Below are 24,856 nucleotides of genomic sequence, written 5' to 3' on the forward strand. Positions count from 1 at the left end.
GCATGAACCTCGCCGCCAGTCTTTCTATCGCAGCGCCGGAACTGCTGCTTGCCATCGGCGCACTCGCCCTGCTGATGCTGGGCGTGTTCAACGGCGACAAGGCGTTGAAGCCGCTGACCTGGGCCAGCGTCGCCCTGTTCGCCGCTGCCATCGTCATGGTGCTCGGTGGTGGTGCCGAGCGGGTGACCGCGTTCAATGGCCTGTTCGTGGTGGACAGCTTTGCGGTCTTCCTCAAGGTGGTGGTGCTGGTGGGCGCCGCGACAGCGGCCGTCGTTGCCGTGCCCTATCTCGAAGCCGCCGGCATCGGCCGCTTCGAGTACCCCATTCTGCTGCTGCTGGCGACGCTCGGCATGCTGATGATGCTGTCGGCCAACGACCTGCTGTCGCTTTATCTCGGCCTCGAACTGCAGTCGCTGGCGCTGTATGTGCTGGCGGCCTACCAGCGGGATTCCCAGCGGTCGACCGAGGCCGGCCTGAAGTATTTCGTGCTCGGCGCCCTGTCGTCGGGCCTGCTGCTCTATGGTGTGTCGCTGGTCTACGGCTTCACCGGCACCACCAATTTCGAAGGCCTGTCGCAGGTGCTGACAGCGGCCGCCGGCGAGGGTCTGTCGGTCGGGCCGCTGTTCGGCCTGGTGTTCATTCTCGCCGGTCTCGCCTTCAAGGTGTCGGCGGTGCCGTTCCACATGTGGACGCCGGACGTTTACGAAGGCTCGCCGACTCCGGTGACCGCCTTCTTCGCCACCGCGCCCAAGGTCGCGGCGATGGGCCTGTTCCTGCGGGTCATGCTGGAGGCCTTTCCGGCCGCCATCGACCAGTGGCGCCAGGTCATTATCTTCATCGCCATTCTGTCGATGGCGCTGGGTGCGGTCGCCGCCATCGTGCAGACCAACATCAAGCGCCTGCTGGCCTATTCGTCGATCGGCCATGTCGGCTATGCGCTGGTCGGTCTCGCCGCCGGCTCGGAAGCCGGCGTGCGCGGCGTGCTGGTCTACATGGCGATCTATGTCGCCATGACCATCGGTTCCTTCCTGTGCGTGCTGGCGATGCGCCGCGATGGTCAGCAGGTGGAGTCGATCGACGAGCTGGCCGGTCTGGCGCAGACCCAGCCGAAGCTGGCGCTGTGCTTCGCCACGTTGATGTTCAGCCTGGCCGGCATCCCGATGCTGGCCGGCTTCTTCGGCAAGCTCTACATCTTCATGGCGGCCATCGAGGCGCAGCTTTACGCGCTGTCGATCATCGGCGTGCTGGCGAGCGTGGTGTCGGCGTACTATTACCTGCGGGTGGTCAAGATCATGTATTTCGATGAGCCCAAGGGCGCGTTCGAGCCGTATGGCAACGTCACCACCAACGCCGTGCTGGGCGCTTCCGCCATTCTCTGCTCGCCGGTGAGTTTTGCCTACATCGCGCCGTTGCTGGCGGCGGCCGGTGTCGCGGCGAAGGCCCTGATCGGCTGAAGATCGTCGGTTCCTCTTCATCCCGACCCCTGACAAGGGACGCGTGGGGCGGGGGCGCCGCCGCCCCGTCACGGGAGGCTGCGTGAGCGCGACCATTCACCATTACGACGAGCTGGGCTCGACCAATGACGAGGCCATGCGGCTGGCCCGCGAGGGCGCGGCCGACGGCACCTGGGTGCTGGCAGATCGCCAGACCGCCGGGCGCGGCCGGCGCGGCCGGGCGTGGGAGAGCAAGGGCGGCAACCTGTTCACCACTGCTATCGTCCGCCCGTGGCCGGGCGAGGGCGCCTTGTCCCAATTGTCCTTCCTGGTGGCGCTGGCCCTGCATGAGGCGACCACACACTGGGTGGCGCGCGACCGGCTGGCGCTGAAATGGCCCAATGACGTGCTGCTGGATGGCGCCAAGCTGTCGGGCGTGCTGCTGGAGTCCGCCAGCCATGGCAACGGTGGCGATCGCTGGCTGGTGGTCGGCATCGGCGTCAACCTCGCTGATCATCCCGAGGGTCTGGAGCGCCCGGCGATGTCGCTGGCGGGCGCAGGGGTGACGCCGCCGACGCCCCGTGATTTCCTGGAAAAGCTGATCGAGGCCTTCGGTGTCTGGCGGGAACGCTGGCGGCTGGGCGGCTTCGCGCCGATCCGTACCGCCTGGCTGGCGCGCGCGGCGGGGCTTGGACAGCGCATCGCCGTGCGGTTGCCGGACAGCACGCTGGAGGGCCAGTTTCTCGATGTCGCGGAGGATGGCGCCCTGCTGCTCAGGCTTGACTCGGGCGCGATTGAGCCCATTCATGCCGGCGACATTTTCGGGATCTGAGCCTCATGCTGCTGGCCATTGACGTTGGAAACACCAACACCGTGTTCGCCGTGATCGAGGGGAACGCGATTCTCCATCGCTGGCGCATCTCGACCCAGAGCCATCGCACCGCCGATGAATACATGGTGTGGCTGAACCAGCTGATGGCGATCGATGGCTATGACCGTAACGCCATCAAGGGCGCGATCATCGCCACCGTGGTGCCGCCGACGCTGTTCAACCTGCGCCTGCTGTGCCGCCGCTATTTCGATCTGGAGGCGGTTGTCGTCACCAAGGATCTCGATCTGGGCATCGGCATCGACCTGCCCAACCCGCAGGAAGTGGGTGCCGATCGTCTGGTCAACGCCGTCGCGGCGCACGCTGAATATTCCGGTGACCTGATCATCATCGATTTCGGCACCGCCACCACTTTCGATGTGGTGTCCGGTGACGGCGTCTATCGTGGCGGCGTCATCGCGCCCGGCATCAACCTGTCGGTGGACGCGCTGGTGATGGCCTCGGCCAAGCTGCCCAAGATCGCCGTCGAGCCACCGCCGACAGGCCGTGCCGTCGGACGTTCGACCGTCGAGGCGATGCAGTCCGGCGTGTTCTGGGGCTATGTCGGCCTGATCGAGGGCCTGGTCTCCCGCATCCGTGCCGAACGCGGTACGCCGATGCGGGTGATCGCGACGGGCGGCCTTGGCGTGCTGTTCGAGCGCCATACCCGGGCCATCGAGATCGTCGACGTCGACCTGACCGTGAAGGGCCTGGCCCTGATTTTTGAGCGCAATCGCAAGGAAGCAGCGTGACCCCAGCCGATGAACTGATTTTCCTGGCCCTTGGCGGGTCGGGCGAGATTGGCATGAACGTCAATCTCTATGGCTGCCAGGGCAAATGGGTGATGGTCGATCTCGGCATGACCTTCGCGGACCCCGGTACGCCCGGCGTCGAGCTGGTGCTGCCGGACCTCGATTTCATCGAAAAACGCGCGAAAAACCTGCTTGGCATCGTGCTGACTCACGGGCACGAGGACCATATCGGCGCCATTCCCTATCTGGCGGCCGAACTCAAGGTGCCGCTCTACGCGACGCCGTTCACCGCCGGCCTGATCCGTCACAAGCTGATCGAGGAAGGGCTGGAGAAGGAGGTCAAGCTCAAGGTCATCCCCATGGGTGGCACGTTCCAGCTTGGCCCGTTCGGCTTCACCTATGTGGCGCTGGCGCACTCGATCCCCGAGGGCAACGCGGTGGTGATCGACACCCCGTATGGCCGGATTTTCCACACCGGCGACTGGAAGCTGGACGACGAGCCGATTCTCGGCCGGCCGTCCACCGCCGAGGAACTGACCAAGTTCGGTGACGACGGCATCCTGGCGCTGGTGGGTGATTCCACCAATGTCTTCAACAGGCGGGAATCCGGTTCCGAGGGCGGGGTGCGGGATTCACTGCTGAAACTCGCGCAGGGTCGCAAGGGGCGGATTCTCGTTTCCACCTTCGCCTCCAACGCCGCCCGGCTGGATACGCTGGGCAAGGTCGCGGTGGCAACGGGGCGCCACCTGTGCATTGCCGGCCGGTCGCTGGAGCGGATCGTGCGGGTGGCCAAGGAGACCGGATACCTCAAGGACTTCCCGCCGCTGGTCGACCTGGAGGACGCCGAGCGCCTGCCGCCGCAGAGTGTGCTGATCGTGGCCACGGGCTGCCAGGGCGAGCCGCAGGCGGCGCTCTCGCGCATCGCCCGTGGCGAGCACAGCCATATCAGGCTGGGGCGCGGCGACCTCGCCATCCTGTCGTCAAAGAACATTCCCGGCAACGAACTGGGGATCGGTCAGGTCATCAACCAGCTCACCGCCCGCGAGGTGACGGTGATCACCGAGAAGGACGCCCACGTCCATGTCTCGGGACACCCCGGCCAGCCGGAGCTCAAGGCGATGTACGGCTGGATTCGCCCGAAATACGCGGTGCCGGTGCATGGCGAGCTGCGCCACATGGCGGCGCACGCGGCGTTCGCCCGGCGCTGTGGCGTGGAGAAGGCGATCGTCCAGACCAATGGCGACGTGGTGCGGCTGGCGCCCGGTGAGCCGGCGATCATCGGCAAGGAGACGGTCGGCCGCCAGGTGCTGGATGGCGACGTGATCGTGCCCGCCGATGGCACCACGGTGGTGCAGCGTCGCCGGCTGGCCCACAACGGCTATCTGTCGGCCACCCTGGTACTTGGCAGGGGTGGAAAACTGATGCACGAACCCCACATTGTCGTTCATGGCGTGCCGGTCGAGAACGAGCTGGACAAATTCAGGCGGGATTGCGCCAGGGTTGTCCATCAGACGCTCGACAAGGTGGGTGTGAAGGACCAGGAGCGGCTGGCGGAACAGATCCGCATTGCCATCCGCCGCCTGGCCCGCGACTACACGGCCAAGCGTCCTGTTGCTGAAGTTCATATTCTGTCGGTCTGATTTTAGGGTGATGACAATGATTGGTGTCTTGAATCATGTGGCGATCGTGGTGCCGGACCTGGCGGCGGGGGCTGCTGTTTACCGCGATACACTGGGCGCGCGGGTCAGCGAGGCCGTCGACCTGCCGGACCACGGCGTGACCACCGTGTTCGTCGAGCTGCCCAACACCAAGATCGAGCTGCTGCATCCGCTGGGCGAGGGCTCGCCGATCGCCAACTTTCTCAAGAACAATCCGGCCGGTGGTATCCACCACCTGTGCTACGAGGTCGCGGACATCAACGCCTCGGTGGCCAAGCTGAAGGCGGAGGGCTTTCGCATCACCGGCTCGGGCGAGCCGAAGATCGGCGCCCATGGCAAGCCGGTGGTGTTTCTGCATCCCAAGGAATTCCTGGGCACGCTGATCGAGCTGGAGCAGGCTTGAGCCATGTCCGTCGCCATGGGCATCGCCATCTATTTCATCATCTGGTTCGTGGTGCTGTTCGCCGTTCTGCCCTGGGGCGTGCAGACCGCCGCCGAGGCGGGTGAGGATGCGGTGGATGGCCAGGCGACCAGTGCCCCGGTGCGGCCTCTGCTGCTGAGGAAGGCACTGTGGACGACGATGATCGCCACCGTGTTCTTTTTGCTGTTTCTCGCCAATCATCACTATCAGTGGATTGGCCTTTACGATGTCGCCGGCCCGTTTCGCGAGTTGAAACCGGCCGACTGACGCCGCCGTCGTTACTCGCCGCGCTTCCGGTTCCGCGCCCGGTACTTTCGCGCCCCGGGCCGGTGGCCGGTGCCGGTTGAGTCTGAACGTTCAGTATCGGTTCAGGTCGGCCATGCTTCAGTAAAGTGCATTTGCTTCGGCGGTGCCGCTGTGGCCGGCGCTGAAAGCATGAAGGGGCCCGAACAATGTTCGAACCCCTTCATGTCGTGACGAGTCTTGAATAGCGTGCCGATTTTTCGGCTTGTTCCCTGAACCTTGGCCACCTGTCGTGTCCCAAGCAGGAGTGACGCTACTCAACGCTCCGTTCATTGTCATCGGTCTAGCATGGCTGCCATGCACTGACTCGATACGAAAGTCCCCGGCTGTGACCTCACTGCAACAAATCACTCTCGCATACGTGGTGTTGATCGCCATGCCCGCGCGCGCAGGTGAGGTGAATTGCGCCGATGTGGTTCATCGGCCGGCCGGCGACGTCGCCGCGTCCGCGCCTGCCGGCGTGGCGCCGGCGACTCTCGACGGCGAGACGACGGTGGACGTCTCGAAAATCGACATCCCGCTGGTGGCTGATCTGTTGAAGGGGCGTACCGCCGGCGGCCGGCCGCTGGTGGGGGAGGCGCGGCTGGGCACCGTCACCACGGATGGCCAGACCACCACCATCCAGGGCGCCGCGATCAATGGCGGCAAGCCGCTGGTGATCGCGCCGGACTGCCGGCCGAAGCGGCCTGTCGTCGAGCGTCCGGCGATCCGCCAGCCCCGCTGAGGGTTGCCCGAGGCCGCGCCGGCACGGGATCGAGCCGGCGGGCGCTGACGCGCCGGAGATTGCGCCGGCCGCGTGCGCCGGGTAAGACCGTCGCTCCCATATCGTCTGACCGGCAACAGGTTCCCATGCGCCTCTCTCGTTATTTCCTCCCCGTCCTCAAGGAAGACCCCTCCGAGGCGCAGATCGTCTCGCACAAGCTGATGCTGCGCGCCGGCATGATCCGCCAGCAGGCCGCCGGCATCTACGCCTGGCTGCCGCTGGGCCTGAAGGTGCTGCGCAACATCGAGCGCATCGTGCGGGAGGAGCAGAACCGCGCCGGCGCCATCGAGGTGCTGATGCCGACCATCCAGTCGGCTGACCTGTGGCGGGAGTCCGGCCGTTATGACGCCTACGGGCCGGAGATGCTGCGCTTCCTCGACCGCCATGAGCGCGAAATGCTCTATGGCCCGACCAACGAGGAAATGATCACCGCGATCTTCCGCGACAATGTCCGCAGTTACCGCGACCTGCCGAAGAACCTGTACCATATCCAGTGGAAGTTCCGCGACGAGACCCGCCCGCGCTTCGGCGTGATGCGCGGCCGCGAGTTCCTGATGAAGGACGCCTACAGCTTCGACCTTGATGCCGAGGCGGCCAAGAAGAGCTATGACGCCATGTTCGTCGCCTACCTGCGCACCTTTGCCCGCCTGGGCATGGTGGCGGTGCCGGTGCGGGCGCCCACCGGACCGATCGGCGGCAACCTCAGCCACGAGTTCCATATTCTCGCCGACACCGGTGAGAGCGAGGTGTTCTACGACGCCGCGCTGGAACAGATCGGCCTGGCCGAGCTGGAGGCGGCGACGCCGGGATCGGCGGTGGTCGACCGGCTGCAGTCGATCTACGCCATGGAGCAGGAGGAGCACGAGAAGGTGACCGATTGCCCGGTGCCGGCGGACCAGCTGCGCAAGCGCCGCGGCATCGAGGTCGGCCACATCTTCTATTTCGGCACCAAATATACCCAGGCCATGGGCTGCACGGTGCAGGGGCCGGACGGCCAGGTGCTGTATCCCGAGATGGGCTCCTACGGCATCGGCGTGTCGCGTCTGGTGGGCGGCATCATCGAGGCCAGCCACGACGCCAGCGGCATCATCTGGCCGGATGCGGTGGCGCCGTTCCAGGTCGGCCTGATCAACCTGCGGGTCGACGACGCCAAGTGCGCGGATGCCGCTGACGAGCTGTTCGCCCGCCTCAACCTCGCCGGCATCGACACGCTGTACGATGACCGCGACGAGCGTGGCGGCGCCAAGTTCGCCACCATGGACCTGATCGGCGTACCGACCCACGTCACCATCGGTCCCAAGGGGCTGGACAAGGGTGTGGTCGAGGTCAAGGACCGCAAGACCGGTGCCAAGGAAGAAATGAGCGTCGAGGCGCTGATGAACAAGCTGACGGCGCGCCGGGCGTGACGGGTCCGGCCGGACGACCAGCGACGGGGAGGGGCGGCGCATGATCTCGGCCTATGAGCGGATGATCGCCGCCCGTTACCTGCGACCGATCAAGGGTGAGCGCTTCATCTTCATCGTTTCGGTGATCTCGCTGATCGGCATCGCCATCGGTGTCGCCGCGCTGATCTCGGTGATGAGCGTGATGAACGGCTTCCGGGCCGAACTGCTGGATCGCATCCTCGGCGTCAACGGTCATGCGCTCGTGCAGGGCTATGATGGCCGGCTGTCGGACTGGGAGGCGCTGCGCCGGAAGGTCGAGGCCGTGCCCAATGTCGCGCGGGTGACGCCGCTGATCCAGCAGCAGCTGATGGCGACCAAGCGCAACCTCGCCGCCGGCGTCATCGTGCGTGGCGTTGTTCCCGAGGATGTCTCGCCCACCAGCATCGTCGGCCAGAACGTGGTCGAGGGCTCGATGGCGGCGTTCAAGGATGGCGAGCCGGTGATCGCGCTTGGCTCCAAGCTGGCGGCGCAATTGCTGGCGCGGGTTGGTGACACCGTGTCGCTGATCTCGCCCGATGGGCAGGTGACGCCGTTTGGGGTGACGCCGCGCATCGCCGCCTACCGGGTGGTCGCCGTCTTCGAGGTCGGCATTTACGACTATGACAACGCCTTCGTGCTGATGCCGATGCAGACCGCCCAGGGCTATTTCCGCATGGGCGACGATGTTGGCGGGCTTGAGATCATGCTCCAGCGGCCTGATCGGGTGGATGAGGTGGTGAAGGCGCTGCCGCCCGTTGTCGGTGACGCTGGCGTCATTGTCGACTGGCGGTCGCTCAACCGCTCGCTGTTCGAGGCGCTGGAGGTCGAGCGGGTGGTGATGTTCTGGATTCTCTCCATCATCATCGTCGTCGCCGCCTTCAATATCGTGGCCAGCCTGATCATGCTGGTGCGGGCCAAGACCCGCGATATCGCCATCCTGCGCACCATGGGGGCCACGCGCGCGGCGGTGATGCGGGTGTTCATTCTCGCCGGCACGCTGATCGGCACCGCCGGCACCATTGCCGGGCTGGGACTGGGCTTCCTGCTGCTCGCCTTCCGCCAGGAAATTGTCTCGGGCGTCAGCCGGCTGTTCGGCATCGCCATCTGGAACCCGGAAATCCGCTTCCTGTCGGAAATGCCCTCCAGGACCGATCCGGTCGAGGTGGCGATCACGGTGGGGCTGGCGTTCGTGCTGACCATCATCGCCACCCTCTATCCGTCGTGGAAGGCGGCCAACACCGACCCGGTGCAGGTGCTGCGCTATGAGTAGGCCCGTGCTTGAGGTGCGTCATCTCTCCCGCCGCTTCGAACAGGGCGGGCAGGTCATCCATGTGCTGCGTGACGTCAACCTGACCGTCAACGCCGGCGAGGTGGTGGCGCTGCTCGGCGTGTCCGGCGCCGGCAAGTCAACGTTGTTGCAGGCGGTCGGCCTGCTGGAAGGCGGCTTCGAGGGTGAGATCGGCATCGCCGGCGAAGCCTGTGCCAAGCTGTCCAATGGCGAACGTACCCGGGTGCGGCGGGAGAAGCTGGGTTTCGTCTACCAGTTTCATCACCTGCTGCCCGACTTCACGGCGCTGGAGAACGTGGTGATGCCGCAGCTGGTGGCCGGCAAGCCCCGGGGGGCGGCCGAGCGCCGGGCCGGCGAGTTGCTGGCCGAACTGGGGCTGGGGGCGCGTCTTGAGCATCGGCCATCGCAGCTGTCGGGGGGCGAGCAGCAGCGGGTGGCGGTGGCGCGCGCGCTCGCCAATCAGCCGGTGCTGGTGCTGGCGGACGAACCCACCGGCAATCTCGACGAGGCGACCGCGCGCATCGTCCTTGATGCGTTCCTGCGCTTGGTGCGGGAAACCGGGGCGGCGGCGCTGGTCGCCACCCACAACCGAGATCTCGCCCGCGCCATGGACCGGGTGGTGTTGCTGCATAACGGGGTGCTGGAGCCCGTCACGTTTGAGGAGAAGGCTTGATGAAGCGCCTTGTCGCCAGTGTCACGCTGCTTGCCGTTGCCGCTACCGCGATGCCGGCCGTTGCAGGGCCACACGATGGCTGGAAGACCACGGCCGATGTCGGGCGGGCCGGTCTGGTGGCGGCGGCGCTGCTGATGGCGGCCACCAACGAGGATTGGGAGGGTGTCGGCGAGCTGGCGCTGAGCGAGGGCGTGACGGCGGGCGCCACCTGGGGGCTCAAGCATGCGATCTCGGCCGAGCGCCCCAACGGCGCCAATGACGAGAGCTTCCCGTCCGGCCACGCGTCGATTTCCTTTTCCGCGGCCGCTTTCGTGCACCAGCGCTACGGCTGGCAATGGGGCCTGCCGGCTTATGCCGTGGCCGGCGTGGTCGGCTGGGCGCGGGTGGAGAGCAAACACCATCACTGGTACGACGTGGCCGCCGGCGCGGCGCTGGGCACGGCGACGTCGTTCCTGCTGTCGTCGCGCTATGACGATCAGGTGCGGCTCTTCCCATGGTCGGACGGCAAGGGCGGCGGTGTCGCCATGAACGTCAGGTTCTGACCGGCCGGGACAATTGTTTGCCGCGATGGCGTGTTTGAAGCCTTGACCGGCCGGCGCGCGATGTATATCAAGCCCGCACTTCCGGCCGTGACCCCTTCGTCTAGCGGTTAGGACACTACCCTTTCACGGTAGTAACACGGGTTCGATTCCCGTAGGGGTCGCCACCGCCGCTTGAGCGGCGCGGACATTCAAGCTCATGCGCGTTGACCTTTTCGACTTCGATCTGCCCGAGGATCGTATTGCCTTGCGGCCGGCGAACCCGCGCGATTCGGCGCGTCTGCTGGTGGTCGATCCGGCGGCGCCGGCGAACCAGCAGCTCGGCGACGGCCATATCCCGGATCTGCTGAAGCATCTGCGGGCCGGCGACGTCATGGTGTTCAACGACACCCGCGTGATTCCCGCCCAGCTGTTCGGCCGGCGCGGCGAGGCGCGCGTCGGCGTCACCCTGCACAAGCGGGTGACGGCGGACAGCTGGTGGGCGTTCATCAGGAACTCCAAGCGGTTGAAAACGGATGACCGGATCGGCTTCGCCGGCGACCTGTCAGCGCGGGTGGTGGAGAAGCTGCCCGACGGTCAGGTGCTGCTGCGTTTCGCGATTGCCGGCGGCGGCGACCTGATGGCGGCGCTGGCGGTGGCTGGCGTCATGCCGCTGCCGCCCTATATCGCCGCCCGCCGGCCGGCCGATGATCGCGACCAGGCCGACTACCAGACCGTCTATGGCCGCACCGAGGGCTCGGTGGCCGCGCCCACCGCCGGGCTGCATTTCACCGACCGGCTGCTTGCCGACATCGACGCGCTGGGCGTCGAGCGGCTGCATGTGACGCTGCATGTTGGCGCCGGCACCTTTCTGCCGGTCAAGGCCGAGGATACCGACGCCCATGTCATGCACGCCGAGTGGGGCACGGTGACGCCGGCGGTGGCGGCGCGGATCAATGCCGCCCACGCGCGCGGCGGCCGGGTGCTGTGCGTCGGCACCACCTCGCTGCGGCTGGTGGAAAGCGCCGCGGCGCCCGACGGCGAGGTGCGGCCGTTCACCGGCGAGACGGCGATTTTCATCACGCCGGGGTACCGCTTCCGGGTCGCCGACATGCTGATGACCAACTTCCACCTGCCGCGCTCGACCCTGTTCATGCTGGTATCGGCGTTCGCCGGGCTGGACGTCATGCGGGCGGCCTACGCGCACGCCATCGCGACCGGCTACCGCTTCTACAGCTACGGTGACGCCAGCCTGCTCCATCGCGCCGGCTGAAACCCTGGCGTCTCAGGCCGCGCGAACGGCCTGGAAGAACGCCTGCACCTCGCCGCGCAGCTGGACCGAGACGGCTTCCATGCTGCCCACCGCCGTCACCAGACCGTTGGCGATGCTGCCGGCGGTATCCGCCGACAGTCGTACGCCGCTGATGTTGCTCGATACTTCCGTGGTGCCGGCGGCAACCTGCTGGACGCTGTAGGAAATCTCGCGGGTCGCCGACGACTGTTCGTCGATTGCCGAGGCGATGGTGGCGGCCGAGCGGTTGACGTCGTTGACGATGCGGCCGACCTCGTGGACCGCCACCACGGCGTTCCCCGTCGCGTCCTGCATCGACTTGATGTGCTCGGCGATCTCGCTGGTGGCGCGCTCGGTCTGGGCGGCCAGGCTCTTCACTTCCGAGGCGACGACGGCGAAGCCCTTGCCGGCCTCGCCGGCACGGGCCGCCTCGATGGTGGCGTTAAGCGCCAGCAGCTTGGTCTGGCTGGCGATGCTGTTGATCAGGCTGACCACGCTGCCGATGCTCTCGGCGGCCGAGGACAGGCCCTGGATCATCGTTTCCGCCCGGCCGGCGCTGCCGACGGCGGCGGTGGTCATGTCGGAAGTGACGCCGACCTGACGGGCGATCTCGGCGACGCTGGCGGTCAGTTCCTCGGCGGTGGCGGCGACGGTGCGGACATTGACCGCCGCCTGTTCGGACGCCGCCGCCACGGCGGTGGCCTGGCGCAGCATCTGGTCGCTGTTCTGGTTCAGCATGCCGGCGTTGCTGCCGAGTGTGTCGCCAGCCTCGGCAAGGGTGGCCAGCACCTCGCTCATGGTGGCGTTGAAGCCAGCGACCGCGGCCTCCATGGCGTGCTGGCGCTGCTGACGCTCCTCCAGCATGGCTTCCTGATAGACCGAGATGGCGATGCTCATGTCGAGCATGACGGCGGAGACGATGGCCTGACTCAGGGGCGTGGCGGTGTCGGCCCCCTGACCGTCGATGGCCCCGGTGGCCAGTGCCAGCAGGCGACCCAGGACGTAATTATAGCCACTGATGTACCAGTGCGGCTCAAGGCCGATGCGATTGTGGGCCAGACCGATGGTGCGCACGCCGTGGAAATAGGCGGAGTCGAAGCGACCCGAGAACAGTCGCTCCCAATGGGCTTCCTGCGCCCCCTTCAGGCGCCGCTCGTTCCGGCCGATCAGGGCGGCGAGCTGCGGTATGCTGCTCATGTGGGCATAGAAGCCATCCAGGATATCCGGCAGATTGTGACGAACCGTCGGCCAGAAGGCCCGCAGGCGTTCGCCGCTGGCGGCGTCGAGGCCGCATAGTCGCAGATGTTCGTTCCACGTGCTGGTGGTGTCCGGCATGGTTCCCCCCATTGCCCGAATTGCAGCCGACAACCATTACGCAACATGATTCACGGGGGCGGAGACGAGTTCTCCGACCGTCTTCTCATTCAATAAGACTATGAGAATGGTTAATTCTACGTATAGTGGATTATATATTTTGCAGCGACTCGTTATTTTTCGGGCTGGGGGCAAGGCGCGACGACCCGACCGACTCAGGATCGGTCGCCCGGCCGGCCCCGCGTGCTTCCCTCGCGCGCGAACAGGCGATATGAGGCCGCCATGCCCGAACCTGATTCACGCCCCCGTTTCGCCTTCGCCATCCAGGCCACCGATGGCCGCGCCCGCACCGGCGTCATCCACATGCAGCGTGGCGATATCCGCACGCCGGCGTTCATGCCGGTGGGGACCGCCGCCACCGTCAAGGCGATGCGCACCGAGGAGGTCGCGGCGAGCGGCGCCGACATCATTCTTGGCAACACCTATCACCTGATGCTGCGCCCGACGGCGGAACGGGTGGCGGCGCTCGGCGGCCTGCACCGGTTCATGAACTGGTCGAAGCCGATCCTGACCGACAGCGGCGGCTACCAGGTGATGTCGCTGTCGGCGCTGCGCAAGATGAGCGAGCAGGGGGTGGAATTTTCCTCGCACCTGGATGGCTCGCGGCACCTGCTGACGCCGGAGCGCTCGATGGAGATCCAGCGGCTGCTGGGTTCCGACATTGTGATGGCCTTCGACGAATGCACGCCGCACCCGGCGACCCACGAACAGGCGGCGCAGTCGATGGCGCTGTCGATGCGCTGGGCGCGCCGCTCACGCGACGGCTTCGACAGCGGTGAAGCGCATGCCAGCCGCGCGGCGCTGTTCGGCATTCAGCAGGGCGGGCTGTACCAGGATCTTCGCGGCGAATCGGCGGCGGCGCTCACCGACATCGGTTTCGATGGCTATGCCATCGGCGGCCTGGCGGTGGGCGAGGGGCAGGCGGCGATGTTCGAGGTGCTCGACTACGCGCCGGGGATGCTGCCAGCCGACCGACCGCGCTATCTGATGGGGGTCGGCAAGCCGGATGACATCGTCGGCGCGGTGATGCGTGGCGTCGACATGTTCGACTGCGTGCTGCCGACCCGGTCGGGCCGCAACGGTCAGGCCTTCACCTGGTCCGGTCCGGTCAACATCCGCAATGCCAAGCACCGTGACGATGCCGGTCCGCTCGACCCGGACTGCGCCTGCCCGGTGTGTGCGACCTACAGCCGGGCCTACCTGCATCATCTGGTGAAATCAGGGGAAATTCTGGGCGCCATGCTGATGACCCAGCACAACGTCTGGTTTTATCAGCAGTTGATGGCGGCGCTGCGCGCGGCCATCGCCGGGCAGCGTCTGGAGTCCTTCGCAGCCTCGTTTCTTGACCGTTACAAGGCGTCGCGGTGAGCTGTCCGATCATTTGATCCGTGTCAACGCGGCTGTCATCGACTCAACCTAGTGTGGCAGTGGCCAAGGCACTCATGCACATGGGAGGTCCAGATGACGACCGAACGGAAAGGCAAGACAGACGGTGGCGAGCCGGTTCTAGATGGCGCGGCCGGGCTGGAGGCGTGGGCGCGTCAGCAGAAAGTGATGCTGACGACGATCTCGGCCTGGGGCGAGGAAGCCGCCAAATTCTACCAGAAGCGGCTGGCCGCACAGGCGGAGTTGCTCAACGCCCTGCGGGATGTTCACGGCCCGACACAATGGGTGGAGGTCCAGGCCAGGTTCACGCGGGACATGGCGGAGGACTATGTCAGCGAGGCGCAGGCATTGATGGCGATCGGCCAGCAGGCCGTGGCGCCGCAGGGCGAGACGCAGGCCCGCGACCAGGGCTGACGATCATTCGCCGTCAGGCGATGTGACGTGCCGGGAACTCCGGCGCGGGTTGTGGCGTGCGCGTGATCCCGAACGTCTGATGATGGAGGAATGACGATGAGCACAGGCTCGTGGCTGCCCAATCTCTTTGGCCGAGACCGGCACCCGGTGACCGAATCCTTCGGTTCCCTGCAGCGGGAAATCAACCGTCTGTTCGATGAATTCGGCAGTCTTGCGCCGTGGACGGTGCCGATGGACAGCGCCGCGCGGGTGGTGCCGAAAATGGATCTGACCGAGGCCGACGGCAGTTTCGTGGTGACCGCGGAGCTGCCGGGTGTCGAGCAGGGCGATATCGACGTCAAGCTCGCCGACAATGTGCTCACCATCAAGGGCGAGAAGAAGGCGGAAAGCGAGAAGACGGATCAGAATGTTCACCTGGTCGAACGTCGCTACGGCAGTTTTCAGCGCAGCCTGACCCTGCCGGCGGAGGTGGTGGCCGACCAGGTCAGCGCGCAGTTCGACAAGGGTGTGCTGAAGATCACGCTGCCCAAGGCGCCGGAAGCCGCCCGGAAGGAAAAGAAGATCGAGATCGGCAGTGCTGCCTGAGCGGCACGGGTGGTCGCGCCCGTGGCGTGGCGACTCAGCTCACGGCGTTGCCGTTGGAATCGTACTGGGTCAGGTTGGTGCTGCAGTCGTCCTTGGCCGATGAACCGTCGTCGGTGATGACGCCGAAGCTCAGCGAACGCGGTGCGTAGCGGGCGATGTGGGTGATGGTCTGCTCGGGGAACAGCACCGAGAAGAACATCGGCTCGAAATGGAAGGAGGCCTGGGCGATGACGGTGATCACGCCCTCTTCCAGTTCCGTGCCGTCGGGCAGCGTGACGTCCTTGTTGTCGCTGGAGCCGATGACGCTGCTCGCGGCGCCGAAGGCGCCATCGCAGCGCTGCCAGATGATGGTGTTGCCGATGCTGGGCGCGCCGCCTTTGATCGCGCTGATGAATACCCGGCCGTCGGTCAGGATGTTGTAGGGGTCCGAGATCATGTTGGCGGACAGGAACAGGTTGCTGATCTGGCTTTCCATCACCCCCACCGGCGACTGGGCGGTCAGGTCGGCCATGGTCTGCGCGACCCGCGCCACCTTCTGGTGCAGCAGCACGTAACGGGCGCCCTCGACGCCGCCGAGAAACAGCGTCATCGAGATTGGCAGCATCAGGGCGAACTCGACCATCGCCACGCCGCGCCGGTCAAGTCCCAGCCGCCGGAGCGCCTGACGTCCCGCCCGCAGCGGGCGGGTGAGGGCGAGCGGGAGATGTCGCGCGAAGGTCATGGGGGTCATGGCGCTACTCGTCGCAGGTATAGGGTTCGTTGCGAACCACGGTGCTGGCGCGCATGTTGACGATATCCTGGCTGAACATCAGCGGCAGGCCGAGAAACAGGGTCTGTGCCTGGAAATTGGTGGTGTAGACCACCACGTCGCCCGGTCCGCCGAGATCACCCAGGGTGCCCTGGTCGGGTGACCATTCACCGTCGCCGTTGATGTCCTCGTAGCTGTCGCCTTCGTCGTACTGGCCGTTGCCATTGACGTCGTTGATCAGCGGTTCCGGCTGGCCGACGCTCTCGAAGCCACCGCGATAGGACCGGACGGTGACCGATACCGGCGTGCCGCCGTCGATGAAGGTCTTCATCGAGTCCTTGACGATGTCCTCGATGGTGGACGAGCGGTCGATCATGCAGCCCGACGTCCGGGTGATCGCCTGACGCGCCGCGTCGCGGGTGACGCTTTCCAGCGTCGCGCGGACGTATGACAGGTAGCCAAGATCGATGGTGCCGAGCACCAGGGTGATGACCACCGGGGCGATGATGGCGAACTCCACCATGTAGGCGCCGCGCTGGTCGGCGGCGAGCCGCTTCCAGAAACGCGCTGTCAGGGGGAGGGGCATCCGCAAGGTTTCCGTCCTTATTTGGTCAGCTGCAACTGCACCAGGTCGACCGCGATCTCCCGGAAGGCGTTCGACAGCTCGGTGGAGTCGGCGGTGTCGTAGAAATAGCTCTCGGTGGTGGCGCACTGCCTGTAGATGTCCCGCGTGCTCTGGTCGTCGGCTTCGATCTTGAAGGCGATGGTGTAGACGCGGATGCCCGCCTTGCGCGCCGCCTCGCAAACCTTGAGCAGCCTGAGCGCCATCTGCGCTTCCGCATAGTAGTCGGCGTAGGAAAGCGGCCAGCTGTAGGTGCTGGTATTGGTCTGATACTGCGTCAGGTTCTTCTCGAACGGCAGGCGATAGGCGGTGTGATAGCCGTGGCCGATCTCGATGGTGCTGCCGGTTTTCGCCGGGTAAGGGTCGTTGACCGTGCGATTGCTCAGTCCCAGGCTGTCGGAGGCGCTGATATAATTGATGAAGCCGTCGGTCATCAGGATGATGGCCTCGGTCTCGGGCCGTCCGTCCGGGTTCTCCGGGGTGATGGACGTGAACAGTTCGGGGTTGCGCAGCATGCGGTAGCCCCAGGTCATGCCGATGTTCGAGTGGGTGCCAAGGCCGGGGTTGATGGCGTGGTTGTTGTCGTCGATCCAGCTGCTGAGCGTGGTCGGATCGTCACCCCATTGCGGCACGCGGGCCTCGGCGACGCAATCCATGTTGGGCGAGGGGTAGTTCTTGTTGCCCGTCGGCGACCAGACGACCGGCGCCTTGAAGTAGCTGGAATAGCTCAGCCAGCTGTCGGAACTGCGATAGCGCGCGCGCAGTCGCGACACGTTGACATAGGTATTGCCGCCGGAGGTGACGGTGATGGTCCTGCCGGCAAGCCGGTCGGTGCCGTGGTAGTAGGCGATCACCAGCGACGTCCATGGTTCGCCATCGATCACCGTGTAGTTGGTGCCGCTGATGTTCACCGTCTTGGTCGGCATGGTGTACCAGTTTTCCATGCTGGAGCTGCTCTGGTAGCGGCTCAGCATGATCGGGGGGACCAGCAGCGGGCGGATCTTCGGCACGGTGACACCATCGGGTGTGCCGCCGTCGTTGGTGTCGTAGAGGTCGCTCTCCATCACCGTTGACGCGCTCGACAGATCGGCGATGGTATCGCCGGCCTCGACGCAGCCGGCCCAGCCGCGCGCGTTGGTCGCCGCGACGTTGGTGAAGCCAGGGATGTCAACGAGGTACTGGCTTTTGATCAGGCGGCCGACGTTCACCGAGGTGTTGTAGGGCACGAAGCCGATGGCGATGGTTTCCTGATCGGCGTCCTCGTTGAGGATCGTGTTGACGAACGACTTGGCGGCCTCGCGCAGCGCCGCGATGCGGCTCTTGCCGCCGCCGGCGTCGCTGGCCGACATGGAGCCGGTGTTGTCGAGCACCAGTACTGCTTGCAGCGCGCCATAATTGCGGCCGGTTTCCGCCTGTGCCGATGCCGAGATGGGAATCGCCGTGTAGCCGAACAGTTTCATGAACAGGGTCGGCATGCTGACCCGCGCGGTCACTTCGACGTTGACGGTGTTGGGCAGGGGATCGGGGACTTCCTCGGGCGACTTGTCGAGGTTGAGCAGACTGGTGCCCAGGTAACCGTCGGGGAAGTTGGCGTTGAAGTACTGGTCGATCTGCGCGTCGCGGGCTTCGGTGGAGGTGGAGTTACGGCCGCCGGCCAGCGCGGCGGCATCGACGGCGGCGCTCAGCTGCGATTTCACCAGGTATGCCCGGCCCAGGTCGATGGCGGCACCGGTGGCGGCGACGGTCGGGATCATCGCCACGGCCATCATCGGCAGGGTGGCGCCACGCACATCACCGAACAGGCGGCGGAGCAGCTGCAGTCTGGCGGCCGAGTGCTTCAGCCGTGTCATCCGGTCCCGGATCATCACATCACCTTCTGGTGCCCGGCGGCAGGCGCTTGCCGCCAATCAACGACCGAAGATGCCGTGACAGGATTAACGAAGCGCCAACGGCCATCGTTAACGACGATGGGTGATGCTGTTAACCTGCTGGAATTGTTATGATACCGTTACGTTATGACAGGCTGTCATCCGCTGCCGCGCCGGTGGCCGTGTCCTGGTCGGGCCGATGTGGCGACCCGCCGTTGTCGGCGGCCGGAGTCTCCTGCGGAACACTGTCCTCGGCGGCTGGCGTCGTGTCCGGCACGTCGTCGTCGAAGATGTCCTCCTCGTCCGAGACGGCGGGAACCGCGCCATCAGCGATGTCGAAGGCCCGCTTCTGCCGGTAGGCGGAACGCATCAGCACATAGGGGTCGTCGGAACTCTTGAGCAGCGGATCGATGGTGTCGACGGCGTTCGCGCGGGCATCAAGGACGCGCGTGCCCAGGTGGGCGTAGCCCGCCTGCTTGCCCAGTTCGTTGGTAATCACGATGCTCGCCGGATCGCCGATGAATTCGACGACGAAGCCGAGCGCGTCGCGCGGGTTGGACGGGCCGAGGAACGGCAGCACCAGATAGGGGCCCTCGCCGACGCCCCAGACCGCGAGCGTCTGGCCGAAATCCTCCTCCTGGGCGGGGATGCCCCATTCGCTGGCGCGGTCGGCGAGGCCGGCGAAGCCGATGGTGCTGTTGATGAGGAAGCGGCCCAGCGACTTCATCATCACGCCCGGTTTGCCCTGCAACAGGGCGTTGGCCATGGTGAAGGGCTCTTGCAGATTGTTGATGGCGTTGGTGACGCCCCGGCGCATCGGCGTCGGCGCGACGGCACGGTAGCCCTGGGCGATCGGTTTGAGCAGCAGCCGGTCCACCCCCATGTTGAAGTTGTGCATGGCGCGGTTGCTGCGCTCGTAGCGATCGACGGTGATGTCGGTGGCGGCGGATGGCGCTGGCGCTGGCGTTGGCGATTCCTGCGCGGCGGCCGGTGTCGCGGCCAAGGCCAGCGCGAGGGCGACGAGGTGCGGCCTGGGCGACCAGCGTAGGGCACGGGCGGTGGGGACGATCATCCGGGCGGTCCTCAGGGCAATGCGATACGGGAGGTGATGAAAAGCTATGCGTCGACAGGTGTCGCCAATTGGTAAAGCCGTCAGGCGACGGATTCGCCGGCGCGCAGCCGTTCATGGTGGCGGATCACTTCCTCGATGATGAAGCGGAGAAACTTCTCCGAAAACTCGGGGTCGAGATTGGCTTCCTGGGCCAGCCGGCGCAGGCGGGCGATCTGGGCGCCCTCCCGGCCGGGGTCGGCGGCCGGCAGGCCGGCGCGGGCCTTGTAGGCGCCGACCTTCTGGGTCACCTTGAAGCGTTCGGCGAGCATGAACACCAGCGCCGCGTCGATGTTGTCGATGCTTTCGCGATAGGCGGCCAGTGTTTCGTCGGTCGTGCTCATGCGTCTTCCTGCCGGTTGCGGCAAACAGCCACGCGTGCGGCCTTGCCTCTTGTTTCTCAATGTCTTTGCGGCGAATCGTTGTTCCGCGCGCGACCAATGCTGGCGCAAAGCCCGCATCGCCGCTAGAGATGTCGCCAAAGGAGTATCGGTGTGAGCGCGACCATTCAACCCCTGCGTCCCCAAGGGGTGGGACAACCGGGTATCGACCGGCTGATGGCCCTGGTCTCGGCCGACATGGCGTCGGTCAATCAGGCGATCATTGACCGCATGCAGAGCCCGGTCGCCCTTATCCCGGAGCTGGCGGGTCATCTCATCGCCTCCGGCGGCAAGCGGCTGCGGCCGATGCTGACGCTCGCCTGCGCCCGCCTGCTGGGCTACGAGGGCACGCGCCATCATAAGCTGGCGGCCTGCGTCGAGTTCATCCACACCGCCACGCTGCTGCATGATGATGTGGTCGACGGTTCCGACCTGCGGCGTGGCCGCAAGACCGCCAACCTGATCTGGGGCAACCAGCCCAGCGTGCTGGTGGGCGACTTCCTGTTTTCCCGCTCGTTCGAACTGATGGTGGAGGATGGCAGCCTGCGGGTGCTGAAGATCCTCAGCCGGGCCTCGGCCGTCATCGCCCAGGGCGAGGTGGACCAGCTCACCACCGCCCGCCATGTCGAGACCACCGAGGATCGCTACCTGGAGGTCATTACCGCCAAGACGGCGGTGCTGTTCGCCGCCGCCTGCCAGATCGCCGCTGTCGTCGCCGAGCGCGACGAGGCCACGGAGACGGCGCTGGAAACCTATGGCCGTTATCTCGGCATTGCCTTCCAGCTGGTGGACGACGCGCTCGACTATGCCTCGGACGCCGCCACCATGGGCAAATCGGCGGGCGACGATTTCCGCGAGGGCAAGATCACCCTGCCGACCATTCTCGCCTACCAGCGCGGCAGCGAGGAGGACCGCACCTTCTGGCGCCGGACGCTGGGCCGGCTGAAGCAGGAGGACGGCGATCTGGAACGTGCCATCGCCATGATCACCCAGGTTGGCGCCATCCGCGATACGCTGGAGCGCGCCCGCCACTATGGCGCCCGCGCCAAGGACGCGCTGGCCGGCTTCCCCGACAATGCCGCCAAGGCGGCGCTGATCGAGACCGTCGACTTCGCCATCGCCCGCGCTTTCTGAGTCCCTGGCTCCCCGACTGGGCGTGACGGCTGGACATCAGGCTGCCATTCTGCTGTGTTAACCCTGTTTGAGGGGTTCAAGCGACAGGAGGGGTGTCGTGGCGACAAGGGTTGCGTTGTTCCGCCGGATCATCTGGCCGGCGAGGGGCGGGCTGTTTGCCATCATCGGCTCGGCGACCGGGTTGTTCGGCGACATGGTGGGGTTCTTCACCGAGTTTTTCAGCCCCACCGTGCTGATGGTGCTGTTCGCCGGCCTGGCGCTGGTGGCGGCGCTGCTATGCTTCCAGCGGGCGCTGATGGTCGATCCGTCCAATGACGAGGCGGTGTCGGCGGTGGTCGACTGTCAGGTCTGCGACGCCTTCCGTTTCGGTCTGTTCGCCACCGGCGCCTTCATGCTGCTGATGCTTGTCGGGCAAGGACAGTCGGCGACCGAGATGGTGGGGCGCCGGCTTGGTCTGATCGAGGCTGATGTCACTGAAATCCGTGACAATGTGCGCGATCTTCACGAAGGCGCGCAGGCCGCCATGGTGATCCGCAATCCGCGCACGCCGGCGGAGCTGTTCAGCAACGCCTGGGTCTACACCCACGTCCGTCGCGATACCGACCAGGCCTGGAAAACCCTCGGGAAGCTGTATGACGACGAGGCGCCGCGGATGATGGATGCCGCCGATCTCTATGTCACCGTCGGGCGAACCGTGCTCGGCCCGGCGCCGCTGCAGGCGGAGCTGGTGCGGCTCGGCCGGGCCAAGCGCGATGCCACCCTGCTGGTGCTGGCGGCCCGCAACGCCGCCACCGAGGCGGAAGCCGACAGTCTGCTGGCGGAGGCGCGCGGCCTCGACCCGGCGCTGCCCTTCGCCCACTGGGACCCGCTGGTCACCCGGGTGCGGGTGCGGCCGAACCCCGACCCGATGGCGCAGGTACGGATGCTGGAGGCGCGCAAGGCGGCGATCGAGACCTTCATCCGCGAGTATTCGGCCCACCCGCCCGGTCGCTGGTTCTTCATGCCGCAGTATCAGGGCGACTATCTCACCATGGCCCGCAGCCTGGTCGACAGCCTGACCACCCAGATCGACACCTTCCGCAAGATCGCCGCCGGCAATCCGGGGCGGGTGCGCTAGTCGCCGGTCGTCGCCGCCGCGCGCATTTCCGGCGCGGCGGTGGGGGTGGTCGGGCGGCATCGCCGCTGGCGGCCGTGTGGGCCTGCTGGAGCGCGATGGGGTGTTCTGGCTACCTCCCTACGGAAATCGTCAAAACCCTTCTGTAATAGGCTATAAACGCGCCTCTGGGGCATATTGTGTGGCGGGGTGGCGTCGATTGCCAGCGCGCGGCCGATCTGGCATGGCAGCGGCGTGACCACGCCCGCCACTTCCGACCCGACGCCGTTGCCCATCGATGCCGTGCTGCCCGCGCTGACGGCGGCACTCGCGGCGGGCACTCGCGCCGTACTGGTGGCGCCGCCGGGTGCCGGCAAGACGACCCGGGTGCCGCTGGTACTGATGCGGGCGGACTGGGCGGCGGCGGGCAAGATTCTGGTGCTGTCGCCGCGCCGGCTGGCGGCGCGCGCGGCGGCCACCCGGATGGCCGAGATATTGGGCGAAAATGTCGGTGATACCGTTGGTTATCGCGTCCGGCTGGAGTCGCGTGTGAGCGCGCGAACCCGCGTCGAGGTGGTCACCGAGGGCGTGTTTACCCGCCTGATCATGGATCAGCCGGAGCTGCCCGGCATCGCCGCCGTGCTGTTCGACGAGTTTCATGAACGTTCGCTCGACGCCGACCTCGGGCTGGCGCTGGCGCTGGAGACCCAGGCGGTGCTGCGGCCGGACCTGCGGCTGCTGCCGATGTCGGCGACGCTCGATGGCGCCCGGGTCGCCGCTCTGCTGGGCGACGCGCCGGTGATCCAGTCGCAGGGTCGCGCCTACCCCATCGACACCCGCTATCTCGGCCGCGACGCCGCCGTGCCCATCGAGGCTCAGGTGGCGGCGGCGGTGGTGCGCGCCGTCCGCGAGGAGCGCGGCAGCGTGCTGGTGTTCCTGCCCGGCGCCGCCGAGATCGGTCGCACCGCGGACCGGCTGCGCGAGGCGCGGCTGCCAGCGGAGGTCGAGGTGCATCCGCTGTTCGGCGCCATGGACCCGGCGGCGCAGCGGGCGGCGATCGCGCCGTCGCCGCCGGGGCGGCGCAAGGTGGTGCTGGCGACCTCGATCGCCGAGACGTCGCTGACCATTGATGGCGTGCGGCTGGTGATCGACTCCGGGCTGGCGCGCAAGCCGCGCTACGAGCCGGCCACCGGCCTGACCCGGCTGGTCACCGAACGCGCCTCCCAGGCGGCGGTGGAGCAGCGGCGTGGCCGCGCCGGTCGTCTGGAGCCCGGCATCTGCTGGCGGCTGTGGGAGGAGGGCGAGACCCGGGGCCTGCCGCCGTTCGACCGGCCGGAAATCCTGGAGGCCGATCTGTCGGGTCTGGCGCTCGATCTGGCGCTGTGGGGCGCGGCGGACGCGCGCACGCTGGCCTGGCTCGATCCGCCGCCGGAAGGCGCCTACGCCGAGGCGCGGGCCCTGCTCGCCGAGCTGGACGCGGTCGATGCGGCCGGCCACGTCACTGCCCATGGCCGCGCCATCGCCCGGCTGCCGCTGGCGCCCCGGCTGGCGCACATGGTGGTGACGGCCGCCGCGCGCGGGCAGGGGCGTCTGGCGACGGAAGTCGCGGTGCTGCTCACCGAACAGGGGCTGGGCGGGCGTGACACCGACCTGCGCCATCGGCTGGAGCAATGGCGGCGCGATCGCGGCGGGCGGGCCCAGCAGGCCCGGCAGCTGGCGGCCCGCTGGGCGCGGCTGGTGGGTGCCGGCGATCAGCCCGCCGAGGCGGCGGACGCCGGCCCGGTGCTGGCGTTGGCCTACCCGGACCGGGTGGCGCTGGCGCGCTCCGGTGCGCGGGGCAGCTATGTGCTGGCCAATGGCCGGGCCGCCCAGCTCGATGTCGGCGATCCGCTGGCCAACGAGAGCTGTCTGGCGGTCGCCGAACTGACTGGCGCTGCCGAGCGCAGCCGCATCCTGCTGGCGGCGCCGCTGGAGGCCGGCGGCCTGGAGCAGCTGTTCCCCGGTCATGTCGTCGATGCCGTCGACGTGCGCTTCGATCCGGCGTTCGGCGTGCGTGCCCGCGAGGTGCGGCGGCTGGGGCAACTGGTGCTGGCGGAACGCCCGTGTCCCAGGCCGCCGGCCGAGGCGATGCGACGGGCCTGGCGGGAAGCACTGGAACGGCGCGGCGTCGGCCTGCTGCCGTGGAGCGACGGGCAGGCGCGGCTGCGGGCGCGGGTCGGCTATCTGCGCGGCGTCGACGGCGATATCTGGCCCGACCTCAGCGACGCCGGCCTGCTGGCCGGCTTCGACGACGGGCTGGGGCCGATGCTGGAGAGCAAGACCCGGCTGGCCGATGTCGGCGCCGACGACCTCGCCGGCGTACTCGACCTGCTGCTGCCGTGGGACATGCGCCGCCAGCTCGACGCCCTGGCGCCGGATCGGCTGGAGACCCCGGCTGGTCCGAGCCACGCCATCGACTATGCCGCCCCGGGCGGGCCGGCGATCGAGGTGCGGGTGCAGGAACTCTATGGCCTGAAGGCCCATCCGACGGTGGGCCGGCGGCAGATCCCGCTGACGCTGGTGCTGCTGTCGCCGGCGCACCGGCCGATCCAGACCACCAAGGACCTGCCGGGCTTCTGGGCCGGTTCGTGGGCGGCGGTGAAGGCGGAGATGAAAGGGCGCTATCCCAGGCATGTCTGGCCCGACGATCCCGCCGCCGCCCTGCCGACAACGCGCGCCAAGCCGCGCGGCGGCTAGGGCCCAAGCCGGCGCC

General features: G+C 67.0%; 24 protein-coding genes and 1 tRNA gene. 19 read left to right on the plus strand and 6 right to left on the minus strand.

The window, feature by feature from the left end:
* Positions 1-2: 2 nt before the first annotated feature.
* From nuoN to queA, 13 genes are all read left to right on the plus strand, one after another.
* Positions 3-1,454 carry an NADH-quinone oxidoreductase subunit NuoN gene (nuoN, locus tag ABU113_RS03845; protein ID WP_454558158.1) on the plus strand — a complete coding sequence of 484 codons (1,452 nt, stop codon included), beginning with the start codon at positions 3-5 and terminating at the stop codon, positions 1,452-1,454.
* Positions 1,455-1,536: 82 nt separating this feature from the next.
* Positions 1,537-2,265, plus strand: coding sequence for a biotin--[acetyl-CoA-carboxylase] ligase (locus ABU113_RS03850; protein WP_454558159.1), 729 nt, complete (start codon positions 1,537-1,539; stop codon positions 2,263-2,265).
* 5 nt (positions 2,266-2,270) lie between these two features.
* Positions 2,271-3,053, plus strand: a complete 783-nt coding sequence (locus ABU113_RS03855) for a type III pantothenate kinase (protein WP_454558160.1) — start codon at positions 2,271-2,273, stop codon at positions 3,051-3,053.
* Positions 3,050-4,693, plus strand: a complete 1,644-nt coding sequence (locus tag ABU113_RS03860; RefSeq protein ID WP_454558161.1) for a ribonuclease J — start codon at positions 3,050-3,052, stop codon at positions 4,691-4,693. Before ABU113_RS03855 ends, ABU113_RS03860 begins: the two co-directional genes overlap by 4 nt.
* Before the next feature lie 16 nt (positions 4,694-4,709).
* Positions 4,710-5,114 carry a methylmalonyl-CoA epimerase gene (gene mce, locus ABU113_RS03865; RefSeq protein ID WP_454558162.1) on the plus strand — a complete coding sequence of 135 codons (405 nt, stop codon included), beginning with the start codon at positions 4,710-4,712 and terminating at the stop codon, positions 5,112-5,114.
* A gap of 3 nt (positions 5,115-5,117) precedes the next feature.
* The gene (locus ABU113_RS03870) at positions 5,118-5,399 is read left to right on the plus strand and encodes a DUF1467 family protein (RefSeq protein ID WP_454558163.1); all 282 of its coding nucleotides are present in this window, start codon (positions 5,118-5,120) and stop codon (positions 5,397-5,399) included.
* Positions 5,400-5,811: 412 nt separating this feature from the next.
* The gene (locus ABU113_RS03875) at positions 5,812-6,159 is read left to right on the plus strand and encodes a hypothetical protein (protein ID WP_454558164.1); all 348 of its coding nucleotides are present in this window, start codon (positions 5,812-5,814) and stop codon (positions 6,157-6,159) included.
* A 125-nt stretch (positions 6,160-6,284) separates the two neighbouring features.
* Positions 6,285-7,604, plus strand: a complete 1,320-nt coding sequence (proS, locus tag ABU113_RS03880; RefSeq protein ID WP_454558165.1) for a proline--tRNA ligase — start codon at positions 6,285-6,287, stop codon at positions 7,602-7,604.
* A 40-nt stretch (positions 7,605-7,644) separates the two neighbouring features.
* The gene (locus ABU113_RS03885) at positions 7,645-8,892 is read left to right on the plus strand and encodes a lipoprotein-releasing ABC transporter permease subunit (protein ID WP_454558166.1); all 1,248 of its coding nucleotides are present in this window, start codon (positions 7,645-7,647) and stop codon (positions 8,890-8,892) included.
* The gene (locus ABU113_RS03890; protein WP_454558167.1) at positions 8,885-9,583 is read left to right on the plus strand and encodes an ABC transporter ATP-binding protein; all 699 of its coding nucleotides are present in this window, start codon (positions 8,885-8,887) and stop codon (positions 9,581-9,583) included. The genes ABU113_RS03885 and ABU113_RS03890 overlap by 8 nt, the downstream gene beginning before the upstream one ends.
* On the plus strand, positions 9,583-10,125 hold the full coding sequence (locus tag ABU113_RS03895) for a phosphatase PAP2 family protein (RefSeq protein WP_454558168.1): 543 nt from the start codon (positions 9,583-9,585) through the stop codon (positions 10,123-10,125). Before ABU113_RS03890 ends, ABU113_RS03895 begins: the two co-directional genes overlap by 1 nt.
* 89 nt (positions 10,126-10,214) lie before the next feature.
* Positions 10,215-10,289: transfer RNA gene (locus ABU113_RS03900), tRNA-Glu, on the plus strand.
* Positions 10,290-10,321: 32 nt separating this feature from the next.
* Positions 10,322-11,374: a tRNA preQ1(34) S-adenosylmethionine ribosyltransferase-isomerase QueA gene (gene queA, locus ABU113_RS03905; RefSeq protein WP_454558169.1), complete on the plus strand. Its 1,053-nt coding sequence runs from the start codon at positions 10,322-10,324 to the stop codon at positions 11,372-11,374.
* Positions 11,375-11,386: 12 nt separating this feature from the next.
* Here queA and ABU113_RS03910 read toward each other — a convergent pair whose 3' ends face one another.
* The gene (locus tag ABU113_RS03910) at positions 11,387-12,727 is read right to left on the minus strand and encodes a protoglobin domain-containing protein (protein ID WP_454558170.1); all 1,341 of its coding nucleotides are present in this window, start codon (positions 12,725-12,727) and stop codon (positions 11,387-11,389) included.
* A 261-nt stretch (positions 12,728-12,988) separates the two neighbouring features.
* Here ABU113_RS03910 and tgt point away from each other — a divergent pair, with 261 nt between their 5' ends.
* From tgt to ABU113_RS03925, 3 genes are all read left to right on the plus strand, one after another.
* A complete protein-coding gene (gene tgt, locus ABU113_RS03915) occupies positions 12,989-14,134 on the plus strand; it encodes a tRNA guanosine(34) transglycosylase Tgt (RefSeq protein WP_454558171.1) in 1,146 nt (381 codons plus the stop codon).
* Between the two features lie 93 nt (positions 14,135-14,227).
* On the plus strand, positions 14,228-14,566 hold the full coding sequence (locus ABU113_RS03920; protein WP_454558172.1) for a phasin family protein: 339 nt from the start codon (positions 14,228-14,230) through the stop codon (positions 14,564-14,566).
* A gap of 96 nt (positions 14,567-14,662) precedes the next feature.
* Positions 14,663-15,151, plus strand: a complete 489-nt coding sequence (locus ABU113_RS03925; protein WP_454558173.1) for an Hsp20/alpha crystallin family protein — start codon at positions 14,663-14,665, stop codon at positions 15,149-15,151.
* A gap of 34 nt (positions 15,152-15,185) precedes the next feature.
* On the opposite strand, the gene ABU113_RS03930 is transcribed toward ABU113_RS03925, so the two are convergent.
* The 5 genes from ABU113_RS03930 to ABU113_RS03950 all read right to left on the minus strand — a co-directional run bounded on the left by ABU113_RS03930 (position 15,186) and on the right by ABU113_RS03950 (position 19,841).
* Positions 15,186-15,881: a TadE/TadG family type IV pilus assembly protein gene (locus ABU113_RS03930; RefSeq protein WP_454558174.1), complete on the minus strand. Its 696-nt coding sequence runs from the start codon at positions 15,879-15,881 to the stop codon at positions 15,186-15,188.
* 4 nt (positions 15,882-15,885) lie between these two features.
* A complete protein-coding gene (locus tag ABU113_RS03935; protein WP_454558175.1) occupies positions 15,886-16,485 on the minus strand; it encodes a TadE/TadG family type IV pilus assembly protein in 600 nt (199 codons plus the stop codon).
* A 17-nt stretch (positions 16,486-16,502) separates the two neighbouring features.
* Positions 16,503-18,386: a pilus assembly protein TadG-related protein gene (locus ABU113_RS03940; RefSeq protein ID WP_454558176.1), complete on the minus strand. Its 1,884-nt coding sequence runs from the start codon at positions 18,384-18,386 to the stop codon at positions 16,503-16,505.
* Between the two features lie 148 nt (positions 18,387-18,534).
* Positions 18,535-19,461: an MlaA family lipoprotein gene (locus ABU113_RS03945; RefSeq protein ID WP_454558177.1), complete on the minus strand. Its 927-nt coding sequence runs from the start codon at positions 19,459-19,461 to the stop codon at positions 18,535-18,537.
* A gap of 80 nt (positions 19,462-19,541) precedes the next feature.
* Positions 19,542-19,841, minus strand: a complete 300-nt coding sequence (locus tag ABU113_RS03950; protein WP_454558178.1) for a chorismate mutase — start codon at positions 19,839-19,841, stop codon at positions 19,542-19,544.
* A 150-nt stretch (positions 19,842-19,991) separates the two neighbouring features.
* Between ABU113_RS03950 and ABU113_RS03955 the strand changes: the two genes are divergently transcribed.
* The 3 genes from ABU113_RS03955 to hrpB all read left to right on the plus strand — a co-directional run bounded on the left by ABU113_RS03955 (position 19,992) and on the right by hrpB (position 24,840).
* Positions 19,992-21,011, plus strand: a complete 1,020-nt coding sequence (locus tag ABU113_RS03955) for a polyprenyl synthetase family protein (protein ID WP_454558179.1) — start codon at positions 19,992-19,994, stop codon at positions 21,009-21,011.
* 97 nt (positions 21,012-21,108) lie between these two features.
* Positions 21,109-22,128, plus strand: a complete 1,020-nt coding sequence (locus tag ABU113_RS03960) for a hypothetical protein (protein WP_454558180.1) — start codon at positions 21,109-21,111, stop codon at positions 22,126-22,128.
* Positions 22,129-22,359: 231 nt separating this feature from the next.
* Entirely contained in the window at positions 22,360-24,840 is a 2,481-nt protein-coding gene (hrpB, locus tag ABU113_RS03965) for an ATP-dependent helicase HrpB (RefSeq protein WP_454558181.1), read from the plus strand.
* The last annotated feature ends 16 nt before the right edge of the window (positions 24,841-24,856 follow it).

Origin of the sequence: Parapedomonas caeni, from assembly GCF_041060555.1 — a bacterium.
Taxonomy (GTDB): Bacteria; Pseudomonadota; Alphaproteobacteria; order Sphingomonadales; family Sphingomonadaceae; genus CAUJIW01.

Bases quoted from the DNA above. Each gene is read 5' to 3' on its own strand.
- tgt (WP_454558171.1), top strand. From the start codon at position 12,989: ATGCCCGAACCTGATTCACGCCCCCGTTTCGCCTTCGCCATCCAGGCC.
- ABU113_RS03940 (WP_454558176.1), bottom strand. From the start codon at position 18,386: ATGATCCGGGACCGGATGACACGGCTGAAGCACTCGGCCGCCAGACTG.
- ABU113_RS03925 (WP_454558173.1), top strand. From the start codon at position 14,663: ATGAGCACAGGCTCGTGGCTGCCCAATCTCTTTGGCCGAGACCGGCAC.
- queA (WP_454558169.1), top strand. From the start codon at position 10,322: ATGCGCGTTGACCTTTTCGACTTCGATCTGCCCGAGGATCGTATTGCC.
- ABU113_RS03895 (WP_454558168.1), top strand. From the start codon at position 9,583: ATGAAGCGCCTTGTCGCCAGTGTCACGCTGCTTGCCGTTGCCGCTACC.
- ABU113_RS03935 (WP_454558175.1), bottom strand. From the start codon at position 16,485: ATGCCCCTCCCCCTGACAGCGCGTTTCTGGAAGCGGCTCGCCGCCGAC.
- nuoN (WP_454558158.1), top strand. From the start codon at position 3: ATGAACCTCGCCGCCAGTCTTTCTATCGCAGCGCCGGAACTGCTGCTT.
- ABU113_RS03920 (WP_454558172.1), top strand. From the start codon at position 14,228: ATGACGACCGAACGGAAAGGCAAGACAGACGGTGGCGAGCCGGTTCTA.
- ABU113_RS03885 (WP_454558166.1), top strand. From the start codon at position 7,645: ATGATCTCGGCCTATGAGCGGATGATCGCCGCCCGTTACCTGCGACCG.
- mce (WP_454558162.1), top strand. From the start codon at position 4,710: ATGATTGGTGTCTTGAATCATGTGGCGATCGTGGTGCCGGACCTGGCG.
- ABU113_RS03945 (WP_454558177.1), bottom strand. From the start codon at position 19,461: ATGATCGTCCCCACCGCCCGTGCCCTACGCTGGTCGCCCAGGCCGCAC.
- ABU113_RS03870 (WP_454558163.1), top strand. From the start codon at position 5,118: ATGTCCGTCGCCATGGGCATCGCCATCTATTTCATCATCTGGTTCGTG.
- ABU113_RS03930 (WP_454558174.1), bottom strand. From the start codon at position 15,881: ATGACCCCCATGACCTTCGCGCGACATCTCCCGCTCGCCCTCACCCGC.
- ABU113_RS03890 (WP_454558167.1), top strand. From the start codon at position 8,885: ATGAGTAGGCCCGTGCTTGAGGTGCGTCATCTCTCCCGCCGCTTCGAA.
- ABU113_RS03950 (WP_454558178.1), bottom strand. From the start codon at position 19,841: ATGAGCACGACCGACGAAACACTGGCCGCCTATCGCGAAAGCATCGAC.
- ABU113_RS03875 (WP_454558164.1), top strand. From the start codon at position 5,812: ATGCCCGCGCGCGCAGGTGAGGTGAATTGCGCCGATGTGGTTCATCGG.
- proS (WP_454558165.1), top strand. From the start codon at position 6,285: ATGCGCCTCTCTCGTTATTTCCTCCCCGTCCTCAAGGAAGACCCCTCC.
- ABU113_RS03855 (WP_454558160.1), top strand. From the start codon at position 2,271: ATGCTGCTGGCCATTGACGTTGGAAACACCAACACCGTGTTCGCCGTG.
- ABU113_RS03910 (WP_454558170.1), bottom strand. From the start codon at position 12,727: ATGCCGGACACCACCAGCACGTGGAACGAACATCTGCGACTATGCGGC.